This window comes from Flavobacterium sp. J27 (assembly GCF_004303025.1).
Classification (GTDB): Bacteria; Bacteroidota; Bacteroidia; order Flavobacteriales; family Flavobacteriaceae; genus Flavobacterium.
Window position 1 is genome coordinate 130,859 of the sequence record NZ_PJQW01000005.1, and the last position, 20,093, is coordinate 150,951.

Below are 20,093 nucleotides of genomic sequence, written 5' to 3' on the forward strand. Positions count from 1 at the left end.
TTTTTTAATCTTGAACGATATAATCTTTAGAATCTTCTTTTTTAAATTCGGGTTGTATGTTAATATGATTAATATGAAATTTCTCAAAAAGAACAGTTTCTATTTGATATAATAGTCTATTAAAATCACTCATTGTAATATCTTCAGAACAATCTAAATGCGCTTCTAGATGCAATTCTTCTTCATTTAAATGCCAAACATGAATATGATGTAATTTATTTACTCCTTTGATTTGATGTACTTCTTGAATAATGTCTTTAATGTTAATATCATCTGGAGTAAAAAGCATTAATATTTTAGTTGCTTTTTTTAATAAATCAAAACCTACTATAATAAGATAAATAGCAATAATTAAGGTCATAATACTATCAATCCAATAAATTTTATAAAATAACATTAATAAGCCACCTACCAAAACTGCTACTGAGGCCATCATGTCAGTTAATAAATGTAAATAAGCCGATTTCATATTCATATTGTGATGTGCATCTTTTTTTAATAATAAAACAGATAGGCCATTTACAACTATTCCTAATAAAGCTAACCAAATTACTAAATTAGATTCTATTTCTATAGGCTTAATTAACCGTTCAATAGCACCATAAATTAAAATAAAAGCAACAATTACTAAAGTCGCAGCATTTACAAAAGCGGCTAATATTTCGGCTCTTTTATAGCCAAAAGTTTGATTTAATGAAGCCTTTCTTTTAGCTAATTTATGTGCAATCAAACTAAAAACTAAAGATAAAACATCTGAAAAATTATGTAAAGCATCAGAAATTAAAGCTAAACTACCTGATACAATTCCTCCTATAATTTGAGCTAATGTGATAATTACATTAAGAACAATAGAAAAAAATAAATTCTTACCTTCAACTTGATGTTTGTGATTATGTGTATGAGACATTTTAAATGGTGTAAAAGAGTTCTTTATTATAATTTAAGATTGAAATACATAATCTTTAAAATTAAATTAATTTTAAAACACCACCAATATTTTCAATAGTTTTTATTGACAAGCAATTTTATTCACTCTATTTGCATGTCTTCCTCCTTCAAATGAAGTGTTCAAAAATGTTTCCACCATTTGTACTGCTTGTTCAATAGATGTAAAACGTGCAGGAATACTAATTATATTCGCATCATTATGTAAACGCGCTAATTCTGCAATCTCTTTAGTCCAACAAAGAGCCGCTCGAATCTCTTGATGTTTATTAACTGTCATTGCAATCCCATTTCCAGAGCCGCAAATTACAATACCAAATGTTGCTTTTTTACTAGTCACATCTTCTGCAACAGGATGTCCAAAATCTGGATAATCTACACTTTCAAAACTATCAGTACCATGATTAATTATTTGATACCCTTTTTCTTTCAAAAATTGAACAATGGCTTTTTTGTAATTAGGACCTGCGTGGTCGTTTCCTATCGATATAGTCATAATATGTTGTGTTGTTTATTGTTTACAAAAATAAGTAATAAAAAGAGGAGATAAAAACAGTAACTGTCGATTATTTAAAAAAAATGTTCGCTTTCAAATATTTAGGAATCAGTTACTTAAAAATTAATTTAAAGTTAATTATTACAATTGTTAATAGTATTTTACAATGCATTGATAATCAGCTAACTTTAAATTAACATTAAATGTTAATAAGTAAAAACAAAAAAAGAGAAGTTTTTTTCAAATAGTAACCTTTTTTTTATAATCAAAAATGAAAATGAAAAAACATATAATAGTTTTTATTTTTTATTCTAAACTTATGAGTTTGTTAACTATAGTTATTAACAAATTAAAAAATGAAAGTTATTTACAAAAAATATATAAAAACAGAAATCAACAGTTGTTAATAAATAGAAAATAAAATTGCTCTTTAAATTAAAAATCAATACTTTAATAAAAAAAAGGAATGTTAATAGAATTGTATAACTATGCAAAACTTTAAAATTTTACTTATTTTAAAAAACTTATTCCACATATTAACATGCTATCATAACCATCATAAATTTTAAAATTTTAAAAAATAATTTTTGTTGTTTTTAAATACTGTTGAAAACTCTCTTTTTTATAATTAAACAATTTTTAAATGATTGTCATTTTTAAAACTGTCTAAAATTTCTTTAGCTCTTTCTAAATTTTTAGGATGTACTTTTAATTTAATACCTCCGTAAGCAATAGAGGCAAAAGGATCGATAGAAACTAAGGTTTCGTTTTCGAAAATATAGGGAATATGTTCTTGGTCTAAAAGATTTTTTAGAATGTAAGTTTCATGAGGAAAATTAAAAATAGCTATCGTTACAAAATCTTTCATGAGTATAATCTTTGTATAAAGATAAATAATGTTAGATTTATATTAAAACTTATATCATATAACTTACAACTTGTAACTATTTCGTAACTTTCACAATTAATTAAAAATATAGCCAAAATAAATTTTATAAGCATACAGAACGTGTAAAAGTTATATGCTTGTGTTTCTGTAAAAATATTAAGGCACACATAAGAGATACAATGAGTAAGAAACCTAAAAAACTTAGTAAAAAACAAAAAGATTTTACCGCACCAATATTTAAAATACTATCCAAAGAACCTTCAAAATCTTTTAATTACAAACAAATTGCAGCTGCTTTAGAATTAAATGATACCAAAAGTAGAAATGAAATTATACGAGATTTAAAAATTTTGAAATCGCAAGATAAAATTCATGAAACCGATAGAGGTAAGTATCAAATTATTTCTAAGTCAGAATATTATGAAGGTGTTATAGATATGACTTCAAGAAAAACAGGTTATTTCATTTGCGATGAATTAGAAGATGATGTATTTATTCCTTTTATTAATTTAAATCATGCTTTAGATGGTGATAAAGTAAGAGCTTACATTTACAACAGAAGAAGTTCAAGAAGACCGGAAGCTGAAGTATTAGAAATTTTAGAAAGAGCTAAAACAGAATTTGTAGGCGTAATCGATATACAAAAGAATTTTGCTTTTGTAACCACTGCCAATACAAAAATGTACACCGATATTTTTATTCCAAAAAATAAAATAAATGGAGCGCAACACGGCGATGTAGTTTTAGTTTCTATGGAAGATTGGCCTAAAAAGGCAGATTCACCATTTGGAACAGTGATAAAAATATTAGGTAAACCTGGAGAACATAATACTGAAATTCATGCTATACTTGCAGAGTATGGTTTACCTTATGATTTTCCTATTGAAGTGGAAACGTATGCTAAAAAGATTGATACTTCTATAACAGAATCTGAAATAGCCAATCGAAGAGATATGCGTAATGTATTAACCTTTACGATAGATCCTAAAGATGCCAAAGATTTTGATGATGCCTTATCGTTTCAAGTTTTAGAAAATGGTAATTATGAAATAGGTGTTCATATTGCTGATGTTTCTTATTATGTAAAAGAAGGTACTATTTTAGATGATGAAGCTTACAGTAGAGCAACTTCTGTATACTTAGTAGATAGAGTAGTGCCTATGCTACCAGAAGTGTTGTCTAATTTTGCCTGTTCTTTAAGACCTCATGAAGAAAAATATACCTTTTCTGCCGTTTTCCAATTAAATCAAAAAGCTGAAGTTGTAGATTCATGGTTTGGAAGAACGGTAATTTATAGCGATCAACGCTTTGCTTATGAAGAAGCGCAATATATTATTGAAAGCAACACTAAAAATAATAATTCCGCTGAAGAAAAGTTGCTTCTTGACGACACAAATAAAAAATCATTATCTAAGTCGTCAAAAACTAAGTCAGACATTATTCCTGCAGCAATATCCTTAACAGGAAAAGAATATAAAGTACCGCAGTCTATAGTAGATGCCACTTTAAAATTAGATGAATTAGCTAAAATTTTAAGAAGAAAAAGAATGGCTCATGGTGCCATATCTTTTGATAAAGTAGAAGTTAAATTTCATTTAAACCAAGAAGCTGAACCTACAGGAGTTTATTTCAAAGTTTCTAAAGATGCCAATCATTTGATTGAAGAATTTATGTTATTAGCTAATAGAAAAGTAGCAGAATTCATAGGAAAACAAAAGAAAACTTTTGTATATCGTATTCACGATGAACCGAATGAAGATAAATTAATGAATTTACAAACTGTAATTAAAAAATTTGGTTATTCTATTAATTTCAAATCGAAAGAATCTATTTCAAATTCCTTAAATAATTTATTAGAAGAAGTTCAAGGGAAAAAAGAACAAAATTTGGTAGATACTTTAGCGATTCGTACGATGAGTAAAGCCGTTTATTCTACTGAAAATATTGGTCATTATGGTTTAGCTTTTGATTATTATAGTCATTTTACTTCACCAATTCGTCGTTATCCTGATGTTATGGCACACCGTTTGTTACAACATTACTTAGATGGAGGTAAAAGTGTGTATGAAGATGATTATGAAGAAAAATGCCGTCATTCTTCTGATATGGAGAATTTAGCGGCACAAGCGGAAAGAGATTCTATCAAATATATGCAAGTAAAATACATGCAAGATCATAAAGATGAAGAATTTTTAGGCGTCATTTCCGGAGTAACCGAATGGGGGATTTATGTAGAAATAATTGATAATAAATGTGAAGGAATGTGTCGCATTCGAGAAATAAAAGATGATTATTACACCTTTGATGAAAAGCAATACGCATTAGTAGGAGAAGTGTCTAAAAATATTTTACAACTCGGTGATGAAGTATTTGTTAAGGTAAAAAATGCTGATTTAGTTAAAAAACAGTTGGATTTTTGGTATTTAAGAAAAAACGAATAAATCAAATTTTAATTTTAAAATAAAGAATCATGAAAAAATTAATGTATAGCTTATTATTTATAAGTGTTTTTACTTTTGCACAAACAGAAAAACAAGTAGGTGCTTTTTCAAAAGTTACAGCTTTTGATAAAATTGATGTGTATTTAATTAAAAGTACTGAAAATAAAGTAGTTTTAAAAGGAGATAAAAAGGAAGATGTAGAAATTGTAAATAAAAACGGCGAATTAAAAATAAGAATGAGCTTCGGTAAATTATTGCAAGGAGATAATATTTCTGCTACAGTTTATTATACTTCAATAGATGCTATAGAAGCGAATGAAGGTTCTAGAGTTTCTTCTAATGATACGTTTGAAGGTGTACTTTTTGAATTAATTGCTAAAGAAGGTTCAGAAATTAAAGTAAATTTTGAAGTGGAGAAATTAAAAGCCAGAGCTTCACAAGGAAGTATTTTAAAAATTTCTGGTAATGCAGCCTATGCAGACATTCTTGTAAATTCTGGTGCACAATATGAAGCTAAAGATTTAATTACCAAACAAACTACTATAACTGGAAATGCTGGGGGTCAAGCCGATGTATATGCTACTGATTTAGTAGATGCCAAGATTAGAGCAGGAGGTACTATTTTAATTCATGGAAAACCAAAGCAAATCAACCAAAAAACCATAGCTGGAGGAACTATAGAACAAGCGAAATAGTTTTTTTTATGTAACTTCGTGTTTTAAACACGTTTTTTACACTATGTGGCAAGATATTTTAGCAGCAATTCCTTGGGGATTGCTTTTGGCTTTTTCAATAGGACCTGGTTTTTTTGTTTTATTAGAAACAAGTATTACTAAAGGTTTTAGAGCTGCTTTAACTTTAGATTTAGGTATCGTTTTTGGAGATATTTTATTTATTTTAATTGCCTATTTAAGTACCAATCAATTATTAGAACAATTAAAAGATAATCCCACATTATTTATTGTAGGAGGTTTAATTATGTTGGGTTATGGTTTAATTTCTTTTATTCAATTAAAGAAAACGTATAAGAAAAAACAACATATCCCTGAAGATGAAGATAATATTCAAAAGAACAATTATTTTGGTTTATTCTTTAAAGGATTTTTAGTCAATTTTATCAATATAGGAGTTTTAGGTTTTTGGTTGATGATTATCATTACTCACGGACCAAAAATGCATATGGAAACCCAACGTATCACTATTTTTTTTGGAGCTATTTTATTCTTTTATTTGTTATTTGATATTGCTAAGATTTTATTGGCAAAACAATTAAAAAACAAATTAACGCCCTTAAATATTTATAAGATTAAACGTGTCATTAGTATTGTAATACTCATTTTTGGATTGTTTTTTGTTTTACAGGGTTTATTTCCCAACGAAAAACAGAAACTCCAACAACATTTTGATATGTTTAAATAATATAAAAACCTTAAAGATTATCTTTAAGGTTTTTTTTCTAATGTAGTAACTATTCTGAACTTTAATAGTTATTATTTCTAATAATTTTAATTTTTTTGAGTAAATTAGGTTCTAATAAAAAGCTTTTATTTCTCGTAACTCATTATTAAAATAGTGGCATCGCCTGATGACTTTACTTAATTTTTTCTAAAAATTAAACATAAAAAAAAGAGCTACTATTTCTAATAACTCATTATTAAATAGTGGTATCGCCCGATGACTTTACTTAATTTTTTCTAAAAATTAAACATAAAAAAAGAGCTACTATTTCTCGTAACTCATTATTAAAATAGTGGCATCGCCTGATGACTTTACTTAATTTTTTCTAAAAATTAAACATAAAAAAAAAGAGCTACTATTTCTAGTAACTCTTTCAGAGGCATCGCCCGGATTCGAACCGGGGTAGACGGTTTTGCAGACCGGTGCCTAGCCGCTCGGCCACGACGCCTTTTGTTAGGAGTGCAAATATAATAAAAAGTTTAAAAGTTTAAAGTTTAAACACTAAAAAGTTTTAATTTTCCATTGTTTTTATTGCACTATCTTTTTTGTTGTAGTACTATGGTTACTGCTTCCACATCACCACCAATTGGAGGATTTAATTTTGAAACAGCAACTTTAACTCGAGTAATGGTAGGTAGTTCTTGTAAGATTTTATCTATAATACGTTGAGCTACATGTTCTAAGAGTTTTGCTCGAATAGCCATTTCTTCCATTACAATTCGATTTAAATCCACATAATCTACCGTATCATGTAATTCATCTGTTTGCGCTGATTTCTTTAGATTTGTCTTGATTTTCAAATCTACTTTATAATCACTACCAATTTTTCCTTCTTCTAATAAACAGCCGTGATACGAATAGGTACGTATATTTTGTAAAATAATAATTCCCATAGCAAATTTTATTTATAATTACCGTCAAAGTTACTATGTTTTTTCAACTTTTAAACAACTTTAAACTTTAAACAATTAAACATTTTCTATCTTTGTCAAAACATTGAAAATTATTATGTCAACGGAAGAAAAATCATTAAATTTTATTGAACAAATTATTGAAGAAGATTTAAAAAAAGGTCTCCCTCAAGATAAATTACGTTTTCGTTTTCCACCAGAACCAAATGGCTATTTACATGTGGGTCATGCTAGTGCTATTTGTTTGAATTTTGGTTTAGGAATTGATTATAAAGCACCTGTTAACCTTCGTTTTGACGATACTAATCCTTCAAAAGAAGAGCAGGAATTTGTAGATGCAATTAAGAGAGATGTTGAATGGCTTGGTTATCAATGGGATAAAGAATGTTATGCATCAGATTATTTTCAGCAATTATACGATTGGGCAGTGGAATTAATCAAAAAAGATAAAGCCTATGTAGATAGTCAAACTTCAGAAGAAATGGCTATTCAAAAAGGAACTCCTACCACTCCTGGTACTGATTCTCCATACAGAAATCGTTCAATAGAAGAAAATTTAGATTTATTTGAACGTATGAAGCAAGGTGAATTTGAAAAAGGAACACACGTTTTAAGAGCTAAAATTTCTATGAATGCGAATAATATGTTGATGCGTGATCCTATTATTTATAGAATTATGCATGCACACCATCATAGAACTGGGAATGATTGGTGCATTTATCCAATGTATGATTGGGCACATGGAGAAAGTGATTATTTAGAACAAGTATCACATTCTTTCTGTACTTTAGAGTTTTTACCGCATAGAGAGCTTTACGATTGGTTTTTAAACCAAATTTATGATGAATCTAAGGTAAGACCTAAACAAAGAGAATTTGCGCGTAGAAATTTATCGCATACAGTTGTTTCTAAACGAAAATTATTGCAATTAGTAACAGAAGGTCATGTTACAGGTTGGGACGATCCTCGTATGAGTACCATTTCTGGTATGAGAAGAAGAGGAATTACCGCTACTGCTATTCGTAATTTTGCGAAAACAATTGGTATTGCCAAGCGAGATAATTTAATTGATGTTTCTTTATTAGATTTCTGTGTTAGAGAAGATTTAAATAAAGTGGCACCACGTGTTATGGCAGTTTTAGATCCTGTTAAATTGGTAATTACCAATTATCCAGAAGGACAAGAAGAATGGTTAGAAGCAGAAAACAATCCAGAAGAAGAGATTTTAACCTATAGAAAAGTGCCTTTTTCTAAAGAATTATATATTGAAAGAGAAGATTTTCAAGAAGAAGCACATAAAAAATTCTTTAGATTATCTCTTGGTACAGAAGTGCGTTTAAAAAATGCCTATATCATTAAAGGAGAATCAGTTGTAAAAGATGCTGAAGGAAATATTACTGAAATTCATTGTACCTATGATGTTGATTCTAAATCAGGAAGTGGTTCAGAAGCTAGCAAAAGAAAAGTAAAAGGAACAATACATTGGGTATCTATTCCGCATGCAATTGAAGCTGAAATTAGAGTGTATGATCGTTTATTTACGCATGAAAATCCAGATGGAAATAAAGAGGTTGATTTTAAAGAATATATCAATCCAAATTCTTTAGAAGTTATTACTGGTTATTTAGAACCAAGCTTACAAACGGCTAAAGAATTAGAACATTTTCAATTCCAACGTTTGGGGTATTTTTGTGTGGATAAAGATGCAACTCCAGAAAAATTAGTTTTTAACAAAACTGTTGGTTTACGAGATACTTGGGCAAAAGTAAGTGTACAATAATTTTACTTAAAATAAATTTAAAAAAGGCTAGTTCATCAACTGGTCTTTTTTATTTATATATATTATCAATTTTATGTTTTTAATAGATTTTTATAATTATAAATTTTAATTATTATATATTTTAAAACAATAGTTTTTATATTAATAATTAGACTTTCATATTTTAAATATAAGACATTTAAAAAAACAGCCTTTATGATTTTATATTTCCATTACAGAAAGTTTTTAAAATCGCCTTATTTTAATTTTTAGTACCAAAATTACTTTTACAAACAAAAAAACCATCAATTCTTAAAATTGATGGTTTCATTTTTAATTTTTGATTCAAATTTTATTCTTCTGAATCGTTTTCTTCTTCTGTTCCTCCAAAAATATCTTTTTTACCTTTTGAGTTTGTTTTATTGCTATTTGCTTTTTTCATGGCTTCCCCTACTTGATTACTCGCTGTAAAACTTGCCACCATATTATTTAACATTTCGCTACCCGCTTGAGGAGAATTAGGTAACAAAATCAAATTACTATTTGTATCTGCACCAATCGCTTGTAATGTATCATAGTGTTGGGTAACTACAATTAAAGCTGACGCTTCTTGAGAATTGATACCTACTCTATTCAACACATCAACAGATTCCACTAATCCACGAGCAATTTCTCTTCTTTGATCTGCAATACCTTGTCCCTGTAATCTTTTACTTTCTGCTTCTGCTTTTGCTTTCGCAACAATTCTAATTCTTCCAGCTTCTGCTTCATATTCTGCAGCTGTTTTTTCACGATCTGCAGCATTAATTCTATTCATCGCATTCTTAACTTGAATGTCTGGATCAATATCAGTAATTAAGGTATTGATAATATCATATCCATACGTTGACATTGCTTCATTCAACTCTCTTTTTACAGCAATTGCAATATCATCCTTTCTTTCAAATACATCATCCAATTTTAATTTTGGTACTTCAGCACGCACTACATCAAATACATATGAAGTAATTTGATCATGTGGATATTCTAATTTATAGAAAGCTTCATATACTTTTTCTTGTAAGACTTTAAATTGGACAGAAACTTTTAGTTTCACAAATACGTTATCTTTTGTTTTAGTTTCAATGATAACATCTAATTGTTGAATACGTAAATTTACACGCCCTGCAATACGATCAAATACAGGAATTTTAAGTTGTAATCCCGAATTTCGTATGCTATTAAAACGTCCAAAACGTTCTACAATAACTGCTGTTTGTTGTTTTACAGTAAAAAACGAACTCAAAAGGATAAATAATCCTATTACAACTAGAATAATAAGAAAAGGCATAATTAGTTATTTTATTGGTTTATAGTTATTATACGCTTTTTATCGAAAAAAGTTACACATTTTAATTAATAAGCTTATTTTTATTGAAAATTTTTGATATGAAACAAATTATTTGCTTTTTAACCTTTTTTATTACTTTATCTTTAAATGCACAATATGGAAATCGAGATAGTAATCGTATTGGTATTTCAGGAGGTATTACACAAATGAGTTTATTTTCTGACCAATTTAATGCTAAGCCTGAACTAGGTTGGACCGCTGGTTTTTCTTTAAGAGGAAATTATTATAACAATTGGCAAATGGCCTTTGGGATGCATTTTACTGAAAGTAAGTTTTCTTTAGAATCTTTAGTTGGTCAAGAAGATATTACTTATAAATTAGCTGGTGTACAAATTTTTTTAACAGGAAGTTATATGATAGTTGAAAACCATTTAACTTTTGAGATTGGTCCTGTTCTTCAAGTAAATGGTAAGTTAAGTGTTGAAGAAAAGGATAAATTAAAATTATTGAAAGATAGTCCTTTGTTAACTGCTAATGATATTGTCGATATTACTAAAATTAATGGAAATATCTATGCTGGAATTACTGCTGGTGTAAAGAATGTGCGTTTACATGTAGCCTATCAATATGGAATTAATAATTTTATGAATAATCTAAACAAGAGTAATGATTTAAAGTTATTAAATGGGGATAAAAAATTTAAAGCTAACTATGGAATCTTAAGTGGTATGATTACTTTTTATTTATAATTAGAAAATATTACCTTTTTTATTATTAAAGCCGAATGTATTACATTTGGCTTTTTATTTTTTAATTTATATAATTTATGAAACAGATTTTATTTTTAATTTTTTGTTGCTTGTTTCTCCAATCTTGTTTTGTGGGTAAGGCGATTGAAGTACCAAAATTGAAAGCTAAATTTTCAGAAGAAAATAATGCTATTCCACCAGATTTTGGCCAAGATGATACTACTTTATTAGTAATGTTAAGAGGAAGAAAAAGTTATGATAAATATGTATTAAAAGCTGTACAGAATAATTATTTTGGTAAATATATTTTTGTTGAAGCTAAAGATTTTTATGCAGGAACTTATGCAGATAGAGAAGTTTACAAATATATTTTTGATTATACTGACGGTACTACATCAACTGCTTTATATAGTGATGGTATGCAATCATCGGTAACTGCTAAAAGATTTTATGTTAAGGATCGTTTAAATGATAAAATGTACCAAAGTGGTGCAGAATCAGCTTATTTTGCTAAGGCTCTTGAAGCTTATTTTATTAATCTTGAAGAAAAAAGAAAAAGTTTTTCAAACTAATAGAAATGTAAAACCCAGCAATTAGCTGGGTTTATTGTTTTATAAAGTCTCAATAGCTTTTTTTATTCTATTTTTGGTTTCTTCTTTTCCAATCATTTCAATAATATCAAATAAATGAGGTCCTTTTAAAGCACCTACTATGCTCAATCGTAAAGGTTGCATTACTTTTCCCATTCCTATTTCATTTGTTGTCATCCACTCTTTTAAAATCGTTTCAATTGTTACAGAAGAAAAATCACTAATTTTATTCAATTCATCAGCCACTTTTTGCATCAAAACAGGAGTTTCTTCTTTCCAATTCTTTGCTGCTTTTTCATCATACGCTTTCGGAGCTTCAAAGAAATAATCTGATAAATCATACAATTCAGTTACAAAATTGGCTCTGTCTTTTACTAAGGAAACAATTTTTGTTAATTTATTTTCTGTCATATCGGGAGTAGTCGAGATACCTTTCTTTACTAATTCCTTTTGAAACATACTTGCTAACTCAACATCACTTTTCTTTTGCAAATACTGATGATTGAACCATTTATTTTTATCAGGATCAAACTTCGCTCCTGCTTTATGAATTCTCTTTAAATCAAATTTTTCAATCAACTCTTCTAAAGAAAATATTTCTTGTTCAGTACCATCATTCCATCCCAACAATGCTAAAAAATTAACTACAGCTTCTGGAAAAAAACCATTTTCTCTGTAGCCCATAGAAGTTCCTTCTGATGTTTTCCATTCTAAAGGAAATACAGGAAAGCCCATTTTATCACTATCTCTTTTAGATAATTTACCATTACCAACTGGTTTTAAAATTAATGGTAAATGTGCAAATTCTGGTGCTTCCCAACCAAAAGCTTGGTATAATAAATAGTGTAAAGGTACACTTGGCAACCATTCTTCTCCGCGAATTACATGTGATGTTTCCATCAAATGATCATCTACTATATTAGCTAAATGATAGGTAGGCATTCCATCGCTCTTGAAAAGAACTTTATCATCTAATAAATTGGTATCAAATTTGACTATTCCACGAATCATATCTTCAATTTCTAAGATTTGATTTATAGGTGTTTTAAAGCGAATCACATAATGTTCTCCTGTTTGTATTCTTTTTTCTGTTTCTTCTATTGATAAATTTAAAGAAGTATCCAGTGTTTCTCTTACGGTATGATTATAAATAAAAGTATTTTTATTAGCTTCTGCATTTTTTCTTAATTCATCTAATTTTTCTGGAGTATCAAATGCATAATATGCCCAACCTGTATTTATTAATTGTTCTGCATATTTCCTATAAATAGGTTTTCGTTCACTTTGTCTATAAGGACCAAATTTTTCATTTTTACCAATGGTTTCATCTGGTGCAATTCCTAACCATTCTAGTGCTTCAAAAATATAGGATTCTGCTTCAGCAACAAATCGGGTTTGATCTGTATCTTCTATTCTTATATAAAATATACCGTCATTTTTTTTTGCAAATAAATAATTAAATAAAGCAGTTCTTACACCACCAATGTGTAAAGGACCTGTTGGACTTGGAGCAAATCGTACTCTTACTGGTTTAGACATATTTTTAATCTTTTCTGTTTTTATGTATGTTTTACAGATTTTGTGTAATTCCTCACAAAGATACAATTATTCACATTCTGTTGAAATTTTTAAGTCTTTAGTACTTATTCAAACCTCAATTTTAATGTTTCAATTACTTAACATTTTTTTATCCCATTCATATTCAATAAAATCGTAATTTTATCGGTTAAAAGTTAAAGCATTTACTATGCAAGTAAGATCTATTATATACGAAAAATTAGAATCATTTATAAAAAAATACTATTGGAATGAATTAATAAAAGGATGTATTCTTTTTATTGGTTTAGGTTTATTTTATTTTATAATAACGTTGCTTATAGAACATTTTTTATGGTTATCTATTATTGGACGCACACTTCTTTTTTGGTTATTTATTATTGTAGAATTTTTCTTATTTTTTAGATTTATTTGTTATCCAATTTTTAAATTATTTCGTATTGCTAAAGGAATTGATTTTAAGCAAGCTTCTCATATTATCGGTAATCATTTTGATGAAGTAAAAGATACTTTGCTTAATTTTTTACAATTGGCATCTACAGAAAAACCTTCAGAATTAGTTTTAGCTTCAATCGTACAGAAGGAAAATAATTTGAAACCCATCCCCTTTTCTAATGCTATATCTTTTTCAAAAAATAAAAAGTTTTTACCTTATGCCTTAGTTCCTATCATTTTATTTGCTTTATTTTTTATTTCTGGAAATGCAACTATTATTTCAAATAGTTTTGACCGTGTAGTGCATTATCAGACTCAGTATATACCTCCTGCTCCTTTCCGTTTTTTTATAAGTAACAAAGATTTAGTTGCTCAACAGAATGAAGATTTTACTTTAACTGTTCAAACTATTGGTACTATTATTCCAGAAAATGTTAGTATTACTATTGCTAACGAATCCTATTTTTTAGAAAATAATGGTAATGGATTTTTTCAATTTACTTTTAAAAATTGTACTTCAGATTTACTATTTTCTTTAGAATCTAATTCTATAAAAAGTGAAGACTATCTTTTAAAAGTTATTGATGTACCTTCAATATCTAATTTTCAAATGCAATTACATTACCCTTCTTATTTACATAAGAGTGATGAAATTATTGATGGATCCGGTAATGCTATTGTTCCTGAAGGCACAGTCATTACTTGGAAAATTATAACGGAAGCTACTAATACTATTGAATCTATTTTTAATCTAAAAAAACATTCTTTTTCAAAAGAAAATTCAATCTTTACCTTTTCAAAAAGTATATATGTCGATACTGATTATGCGATTATAACATCCAATATCAATATAGAGAATTATGAAAAATTAAACTATCATATTCATACTATTAAAGATGAATATCCTCAAATTTTTGTTCAAACTGCACCTGATAGTTTGCAATTAAAAAATAAAGTTATTATTGGTCAAGTTTCAGATGATTATGGTTTATCAAAATTACAGCTGATATATTATAAAAAAGGTGAATCAACTATACAAAAAAGGCATGCTTTACCTTTAAATAAATCTACTGTTGATCGTTTCGTTTATAGCTTTCCAAATGGTATTCAATTAGAATCAGGTTTTGATTATGAATATTATTTTGAAGTTTTTGACAACGATCAAATTAATAACTTCAAATCTTCAAAGTCATCGGTTTTTAAACATTATGAATTAACTAATGAAGAAACTAAAGAAGCTAATTTAAAAGAACAAAATGAAAATATTAATAGTCTTGAAAAATCATTAGAAAATCAAGATAAGCAGATGAATGATTTAGAAAAAATCCAAAAAATTAATAAACAAAAGGAAAATTTAGATTTCAAAGATCAAAAAAAGATAAATGATTTTATCAACCGTCAAAAAAAGCAAGACGAAATGATGAAAGAATTTACTAAAAAACTTTCTGATAATTTAGAAGATTTTAATCCCGAAAAGTTAGATGAAAAGAAAGAAGAATTAATTAGAAGATTAGAGGAAGCCGAAAAACAATCCAAAGAAAATGAAAAGCTTTTACAGGAACTAGAAGAATTATCAAAAAAATTAGAAAAAGAGAAATTGTTTGATAAAGCAGATAAATTAAAACAAAACAGTAAAACACAGTCTAAAAACCTTGAGCAATTAGTTGAATTAACTAAGCGTTTTTATGTTGAAAAGAAAGCGGAACAACTTGCTGAAAAATTGAATATGTTAGGTGATAAAGAAGAAAAATTAGCGGATGACAAAGATAATTCATTAGAAAAGCAAGAAAAATTATCTAATGATTTTGATGAAATAAAAAAGGAATTAAATGATCTTGATGAAGAAAATAAAGAGTTAAAATCACCTTTAGATTTACCCAATGAAAAAAATGAACAACAAGATATTCAATATGACCTCAATAAATCTGAAGAGAATTTAAAAAACAAAGACACTAAAAGTGCTGGAAAAAATCAGAAATCAGCTGGTTCAAAAATGAAGCAAATGGGAAAACAAATAGCTATGTCTATGCAAGCTGGTGAGAGTGATCAAATGGAAGAAGATGCTCAATTGTTAAGACAAATTTTAGATAATTTACTTTCTTTTTCTTTTGATGAAGAATCCCTTTTAAATCAAACTAAAAAAGTTCAAACTAAGTCATTGCAGTTTAATAAAATTTTAAAATTACAACAAGACTTAAAAAATCAATTTAAACACATAGATGATAGTTTGTTTGCTATCTCTTTGCGAAATCCAAAAATTACCGAAACTATTTTAAATGAAGTTGGTGAAATACATTATAATTTAGATAAATCATTAGAGGTGTTAGCAGATAATAATATTTATAAAGGAAGCTCACATCAACAATATGTTTTAACTAGCGCTAATACATTAGCTGATTTTTTAAGTAATGTTAGAGATCAAATGCAAATGCAGATGCAATCTAGTGGTTCTGGAAAGCCTAAAAAAGGTAAAGGACAAGGTATGCAATTACCAGATATTATTAAGATGCAACAAAGTTTAGGCGAGAAAATGAAAGAAGGCATGAAGTCTGGTGAAAAAGAAGGCAACAAACCTAGTGAAAAAAACAGCAATAAACCTGGGGACAAAGAAGGTAAAGAAGGTAAACAAGGAAATAAATCTGCTGAGTCAAATAAAAGCAATTCAGGAGAAGGTCAAGATGGTATGGAAGGAGATGCTGGTAAAGTCTTAGATATAATTAAAGAACAACAAAAACTACGAGATGCTCTACAAAAAGCATTAGAAAAAGAAGGAATGACAGGATTAGGACAAAACGCATTACAGCAGATGAAAGACTTAGAAAAACAATTAATTAATAAAGGGTTTAAAAATGAAACATTAAATAAGATGTTAAATTTAAATCACGAATTATTAAAATTAGAAAACGCAATACAACAACAAAGTGAAGATAATAAGCGAAAGTCGAATACTAACAAAGAAGATTATAATGGTATTAATAAAGAACTTTCAAAAGAGCTAAAAGAATATTTAAATAGTATAGAAATATTAAACAGACAAAGTTTACCTTTGCATCCAAATTACAACCAAAAGGTTCAGGAATATTTTAAAAACAATGATTAATTTTAATTACGAAACAGATTTTAGTTTAGATAACGAATTACAATATAGCAATTGGATTAATGAGGTAATTATTTCCGAAAATAAAGTTTTAGGGGAAATTAATTATATTTTCTGTAATGATGATTATTTACACAATATTAATGTCCAATATTTAAATCATGACACATTAACTGATATTATTAGTTTTGATTACACAGAAGGAAATATTATTAGTGGCGATATTTTTATTTCTATTGAAAGAGTTAAAGATAATGCGATTGATTTTAACACAATTTTTATTTCAGAATTAAAGCGAGTTATTATACATGGAATTCTGCATTATTGTGGTTATAAAGACAAAAGTAAACAAGATGAATTAGTAATGCGTTCAAAGGAAGATGAAAAAATAAACATGTTCCACGTGGAACCTTAAGTTTTCTTTTTTCTTTTTTTGTTCCACGTGGAACAAAAAAATCTTTCAAAGTAAATATGTTCCACGTGGAACGTATATTAATTTTTAAATTATTATAAAACTTAACATGAGTTTATTTCAAGACAGATATGATGTGGTTGTAGTTGGTGGTGGGCATGCAGGTTGTGAAGCTGCTGCTGCTGCTGCTAATATGGGGTGCTCTACCCTATTAATAACCATGAGTTTGCAAAATATTGCGCAGATGTCATGTAATCCAGCTATGGGTGGAATAGCAAAAGGCCAAATTGTAAGAGAAATTGATGCGTTAGGTGGTTATTCAGGAATTGTTTCTGATAAAACAGCTATTCAGTTTAAAATGCTTAATAAATCGAAAGGACCTGCTATGTGGTCTCCTAGAGTTCAAAGTGATCGCATGCGTTTTGCTGAAGAATGGAGATTGCAATTAGAAAACACACCTAATCTAGATTTTTATCAAGAAATGGTATCAGGTATTTTAACAGATAATGGAAAACTAATTGGTGTTAAAACTGCTTTAGGAATTGAGATAAAGGCTAAAACGGTTATCCTTACAAATGGAACTTTTTTAAATGGTTTAATTCATATTGGTGATAAACAATTTGGTGGTGGTCGTGCTGGTGAAAGCGCTTCTTTTGGTATTACTGAAGATTTAGTAAAATTAGGTTTTGAATCTGGTAGAATGAAAACGGGTACTCCTCCAAGAGTAGATGGTCGTTCTTTAGATTACTCAAAAATGATTGAACAACCAGGTGATACTATACCAGATAAATTTTCATATTCCAATCTAACAAAACCCTTGGCAATCCAAAAATCGTGTTATATGACTTATACTTCTAATGAAGTTCATGATTTGCTACGTGAAGGTTTTGATAGAAGTCCAATGTTTAATGGAAGAATTAAAAGTATTGGTCCGAGATATTGCCCTTCTATTGAGGACAAAATAAATCGTTTTGCTGATAAAGAGCGCCATCAATTATTTGTTGAACCAGAAGGTTGGAATACTGTTGAAGTTTATGTAAATGGTTTTTCTACTTCCTTACCAGAAGATGTTCAGTACAAAGCTATGCGTTCTGTTGTAGGTTTTGAAAAGGTTAAGTTTTTTAGAGCAGGTTATGCAATTGAATATGACTATTTCCCTCCTACGCAATTAAAACATACTTTGGAAACGAAACTTGTTCAAGGTTTATATTTTGCTGGTCAAATAAATGGAACTACTGGTTATGAAGAAGCTGCATCTCAAGGTTTAATGGCTGGTATAAATGCCGCTTTACAAGTTCAAGAACGTGAATCTTTTATTTTAAAAAGAAATGAAGCTTATATTGGTGTATTGATAGATGATTTAATTACTAAAGGAACAGAAGAACCTTATCGTATGTTTACATCAAGAGCAGAGTATCGCACTTTATTAAGACAGGATAATGCAGACATCAGATTAACTCCTAAAGGTTTTGAAATTGGCTTAGCTAAGAAAGAACGTTTACTTCGAATGGAAGAAAAATTATCTAAGTCTGAAGCTATGGTGAATTTCTTTAAAGAAACCAGTTTGAAGCCAGAAGAAGCTAATCCTGTTTTAGAATCTAAAGGTTCTAGTGCAATGGTACAACCTGATAAAATGTTTAAAGTGTTTTCTCGTCCACAAATCGATTTAGATGATATGGTGAAGTTTGAAAAAGTAAAACAATATATCAATGAGAATAATTTAGATAATGAAATTATTGAACAAGCTGAAATCCAAGTTAAATATTCTGGCTATATTGAAAAAGAAAAAAATCATGCAGATAAATTAAATAGATTAGAAGATGCAATTATTCCAGAGAATTTCGATTTTAATAAAATAAAATCCATCTCTATTGAAGCAAAACAAAAACTTGAAAAAATACGACCTAAAACGATAGCACAGGCTTCTCGTATTAGTGGCGTTTCTCCTAGTGATATTTCTGTTTTACTTATTCACATGGGAAGATAATATTTTAAGTTAGTATAAATGTTTCACGTGAAACAACTTTGTTAAACCTTGTTATTACTACTCTTAGGAGTTTTTATAAGTTTATGAATTTCGAAAAAAATGATGTTTACATTCAAGTTAAAGATTTTTCTGTCTCAGGAGAATCTTTTTCATTATTACTAGATAAAGATTTAGAATTACTCAAAACAAACCCTCAACCCACTGCTTCCCTTTTACCATCGTATTATGAAAGTGAAGATTATATTTCACATACTGATCATTCTCGTAGTTTATTTGAGAATATGTATCAATTAGTAAAAAAAAGGGCGATTCAAAAGAAAGTTAAATTAATTACTAAATATAGCTCTAGAGGAACCTTGTTAGATATTGGAGCAGGTACAGGTGATTTTTTAGTTCAAGCAAATAAAGAAGGTTGGCAAACTTTAGGATTAGAACCCAATCAAAAAGCAAAACAAATTGCTATAGCAAAAGAAGTTCATTTTACTGATACTTTAGAAGAGTTAGCATCACATTCTTTTGATGTAATTACTATGTGGCACGTTTTAGAACATGTTCCTAACCTTAATGAACAAATTGAAGAACTAAAAAGATTATTAAAACCAGATGGTATTTTAATTGTAGCAGTTCCCAATTTCAAATCTTATGATGCACAATATTATAAACAGTTTTGGGCTGCTTATGATGTGCCCAGACATCTTTGGCATTTTTCCAAAAAGGCTATACAATTTTTATTTCAAAAGCATAATATAAATTTGTTTCAAGTGAAACCAATGTGGTTTGATAGTTTTTATGTGTCTTTATTGTCTGAAAAATATAAAACTGGAAAAATGAATTTTATTAAAGGGTTTTGTATTGGTTTTCTATCAAATTGTAAAGGAATTTTTAACAATGAGTTTTCTTCTCATATTTACTTGCTAAAAAACCAGTAAAACCTATTTAAATTAGTTTTAGTTTGTTTTTATGTTTTTTATGATAAAATACCTTTCTTTTTTTAAAAAATGTCTAAAATCGCTTTATTTTAATTCATTTTTAATAGT

Annotated in this window: 16 protein-coding genes and 1 tRNA gene; 10 read left to right on the forward strand and 7 right to left on the reverse strand. The window is 28.2% G+C overall.

The annotated features are described in order from the left end of the window. Positions 1–4: 4 nt before the first annotated feature. From CX675_RS08590 to CX675_RS08600, 3 genes are all read right to left on the reverse strand, one after another. A complete protein-coding gene (locus tag CX675_RS08590; RefSeq protein WP_130734828.1) occupies positions 5–907 on the reverse strand; it encodes a cation diffusion facilitator family transporter in 903 nt (300 codons plus the stop codon). Between the two features lie 102 nt (positions 908–1,009). Continuing rightward, a complete protein-coding gene (gene rpiB / locus CX675_RS08595; RefSeq protein ID WP_130734829.1) occupies positions 1,010–1,441 on the reverse strand; it encodes a ribose 5-phosphate isomerase B in 432 nt (143 codons plus the stop codon). A gap of 628 nt (positions 1,442–2,069) precedes the next feature. Beyond that, positions 2,070–2,309 carry a DUF2007 domain-containing protein gene (locus tag CX675_RS08600; RefSeq protein ID WP_130734830.1) on the reverse strand — a complete coding sequence of 80 codons (240 nt, stop codon included), beginning with the start codon at positions 2,307–2,309 and terminating at the stop codon, positions 2,070–2,072. Positions 2,310–2,509: 200 nt separating this feature from the next. On the opposite strand from CX675_RS08600, the gene CX675_RS08605 reads away from it, so the two are divergent. The 3 genes from CX675_RS08605 to CX675_RS08615 are packed head-to-tail and all read left to right on the forward strand — an operon-like array spanning position 2,510 to position 6,190. Continuing rightward, a complete protein-coding gene (locus tag CX675_RS08605; RefSeq protein ID WP_130734831.1) occupies positions 2,510–4,771 on the forward strand; it encodes a ribonuclease R family protein in 2,262 nt (753 codons plus the stop codon). Positions 4,772–4,800: 29 nt separating this feature from the next. Continuing rightward, on the forward strand, positions 4,801–5,466 hold the full coding sequence (locus CX675_RS08610; RefSeq protein WP_130734832.1) for a head GIN domain-containing protein: 666 nt from the start codon (positions 4,801–4,803) through the stop codon (positions 5,464–5,466). Positions 5,467–5,509: 43 nt separating this feature from the next. Continuing rightward, positions 5,510–6,190, forward strand: coding sequence for a LysE family translocator (locus CX675_RS08615; protein ID WP_130734833.1), 681 nt, complete (start codon positions 5,510–5,512; stop codon positions 6,188–6,190). Positions 6,191–6,606: 416 nt separating this feature from the next. Here CX675_RS08615 and CX675_RS08620 read toward each other — a convergent pair. Continuing rightward, positions 6,607–6,677, reverse strand: a tRNA-Cys gene (locus tag CX675_RS08620). Between the two features lie 88 nt (positions 6,678–6,765). Beyond that, complete coding sequence (gene folB, locus CX675_RS08625) at positions 6,766–7,122, reverse strand: dihydroneopterin aldolase (protein WP_130734834.1); 357 nt, start codon at positions 7,120–7,122, stop codon at positions 6,766–6,768. Between the two features lie 115 nt (positions 7,123–7,237). On the opposite strand from folB, the gene CX675_RS08630 reads away from it, so the two are divergent. Continuing rightward, positions 7,238–8,920 (forward strand): glutamine--tRNA ligase/YqeY domain fusion protein, encoded by a 1,683-nt coding sequence (locus tag CX675_RS08630; protein WP_130734835.1) that lies wholly within the window; start codon positions 7,238–7,240, stop codon positions 8,918–8,920. Between the two features lie 331 nt (positions 8,921–9,251). On the opposite strand, the gene CX675_RS08635 is transcribed toward CX675_RS08630, so the two are convergent. Continuing rightward, positions 9,252–10,229 carry an SPFH domain-containing protein gene (locus tag CX675_RS08635; RefSeq protein ID WP_130734836.1) on the reverse strand — a complete coding sequence of 326 codons (978 nt, stop codon included), beginning with the start codon at positions 10,227–10,229 and terminating at the stop codon, positions 9,252–9,254. A gap of 98 nt (positions 10,230–10,327) precedes the next feature. On the opposite strand from CX675_RS08635, the gene CX675_RS08640 reads away from it, so the two are divergent. Next, complete coding sequence (locus CX675_RS08640; protein WP_130734837.1) at positions 10,328–10,978, forward strand: PorT family protein; 651 nt, start codon at positions 10,328–10,330, stop codon at positions 10,976–10,978. A gap of 158 nt (positions 10,979–11,136) precedes the next feature. After that, positions 11,137–11,550, forward strand: a complete 414-nt coding sequence (locus tag CX675_RS08645; protein WP_165396005.1) for a hypothetical protein — start codon at positions 11,137–11,139, stop codon at positions 11,548–11,550. A 39-nt stretch (positions 11,551–11,589) separates the two neighbouring features. Here CX675_RS08645 and gltX read toward each other — a convergent pair whose 3' ends face one another. Beyond that, positions 11,590–13,107, reverse strand: a complete 1,518-nt coding sequence (gene gltX, locus CX675_RS08650) for a glutamate--tRNA ligase (RefSeq protein ID WP_130734839.1) — start codon at positions 13,105–13,107, stop codon at positions 11,590–11,592. Between the two features lie 208 nt (positions 13,108–13,315). Here gltX and CX675_RS08655 point away from each other — a divergent pair, with 208 nt between their 5' ends. The 4 genes from CX675_RS08655 (at position 13,316) to CX675_RS08670 (ending at position 19,985) form a co-directional block, all read left to right on the forward strand. Beyond that, entirely contained in the window at positions 13,316–16,660 is a 3,345-nt protein-coding gene (locus CX675_RS08655) for a hypothetical protein (protein WP_130734840.1), read from the forward strand. After that, positions 16,653–17,072: an rRNA maturation RNase YbeY gene (ybeY, locus tag CX675_RS08660; RefSeq protein WP_130734841.1), complete on the forward strand. Its 420-nt coding sequence runs from the start codon at positions 16,653–16,655 to the stop codon at positions 17,070–17,072. Before CX675_RS08655 ends, ybeY begins: the two co-directional genes overlap by 8 nt. A 106-nt stretch (positions 17,073–17,178) precedes the next feature. Beyond that, the gene (mnmG, locus tag CX675_RS08665; RefSeq protein ID WP_130734842.1) at positions 17,179–19,056 is read left to right on the forward strand and encodes a tRNA uridine-5-carboxymethylaminomethyl(34) synthesis enzyme MnmG; all 1,878 of its coding nucleotides are present in this window, start codon (positions 17,179–17,181) and stop codon (positions 19,054–19,056) included. A gap of 83 nt (positions 19,057–19,139) precedes the next feature. Continuing rightward, a complete protein-coding gene (locus CX675_RS08670; protein WP_130734843.1) occupies positions 19,140–19,985 on the forward strand; it encodes a bifunctional 2-polyprenyl-6-hydroxyphenol methylase/3-demethylubiquinol 3-O-methyltransferase UbiG in 846 nt (281 codons plus the stop codon). Positions 19,986–20,093 lie beyond the last annotated feature (108 nt).

What these genes read in the sequence shown, in the direction of transcription:
- CX675_RS08590 (WP_130734828.1), bottom strand. Translation starts at nt 907, where the DNA reads ATGTCTCATACACATAATCACAAACATCAAGTTGAAGGTAAGAATTTA.
- rpiB (WP_130734829.1), bottom strand. Translation starts at nt 1,441, where the DNA reads ATGACTATATCGATAGGAAACGACCACGCAGGTCCTAATTACAAAAAA.
- CX675_RS08600 (WP_130734830.1), bottom strand. Translation starts at nt 2,309, where the DNA reads ATGAAAGATTTTGTAACGATAGCTATTTTTAATTTTCCTCATGAAACT.
- CX675_RS08605 (WP_130734831.1), top strand. Translation starts at nt 2,510, where the DNA reads ATGAGTAAGAAACCTAAAAAACTTAGTAAAAAACAAAAAGATTTTACC.
- CX675_RS08610 (WP_130734832.1), top strand. Translation starts at nt 4,801, where the DNA reads ATGAAAAAATTAATGTATAGCTTATTATTTATAAGTGTTTTTACTTTT.
- CX675_RS08615 (WP_130734833.1), top strand. Translation starts at nt 5,510, where the DNA reads ATGTGGCAAGATATTTTAGCAGCAATTCCTTGGGGATTGCTTTTGGCT.
- folB (WP_130734834.1), bottom strand. Translation starts at nt 7,122, where the DNA reads ATGGGAATTATTATTTTACAAAATATACGTACCTATTCGTATCACGGC.
- CX675_RS08630 (WP_130734835.1), top strand. Translation starts at nt 7,238, where the DNA reads ATGTCAACGGAAGAAAAATCATTAAATTTTATTGAACAAATTATTGAA.
- CX675_RS08635 (WP_130734836.1), bottom strand. Translation starts at nt 10,229, where the DNA reads ATGCCTTTTCTTATTATTCTAGTTGTAATAGGATTATTTATCCTTTTG.
- CX675_RS08640 (WP_130734837.1), top strand. Translation starts at nt 10,328, where the DNA reads ATGAAACAAATTATTTGCTTTTTAACCTTTTTTATTACTTTATCTTTA.
- gltX (WP_130734839.1), bottom strand. Translation starts at nt 13,107, where the DNA reads ATGTCTAAACCAGTAAGAGTACGATTTGCTCCAAGTCCAACAGGTCCT.
- CX675_RS08655 (WP_130734840.1), top strand. Translation starts at nt 13,316, where the DNA reads ATGCAAGTAAGATCTATTATATACGAAAAATTAGAATCATTTATAAAA.
- ybeY (WP_130734841.1), top strand. Translation starts at nt 16,653, where the DNA reads ATGATTAATTTTAATTACGAAACAGATTTTAGTTTAGATAACGAATTA.
- mnmG (WP_130734842.1), top strand. Translation starts at nt 17,179, where the DNA reads ATGAGTTTATTTCAAGACAGATATGATGTGGTTGTAGTTGGTGGTGGG.
- CX675_RS08670 (WP_130734843.1), top strand. Translation starts at nt 19,140, where the DNA reads ATGAATTTCGAAAAAAATGATGTTTACATTCAAGTTAAAGATTTTTCT.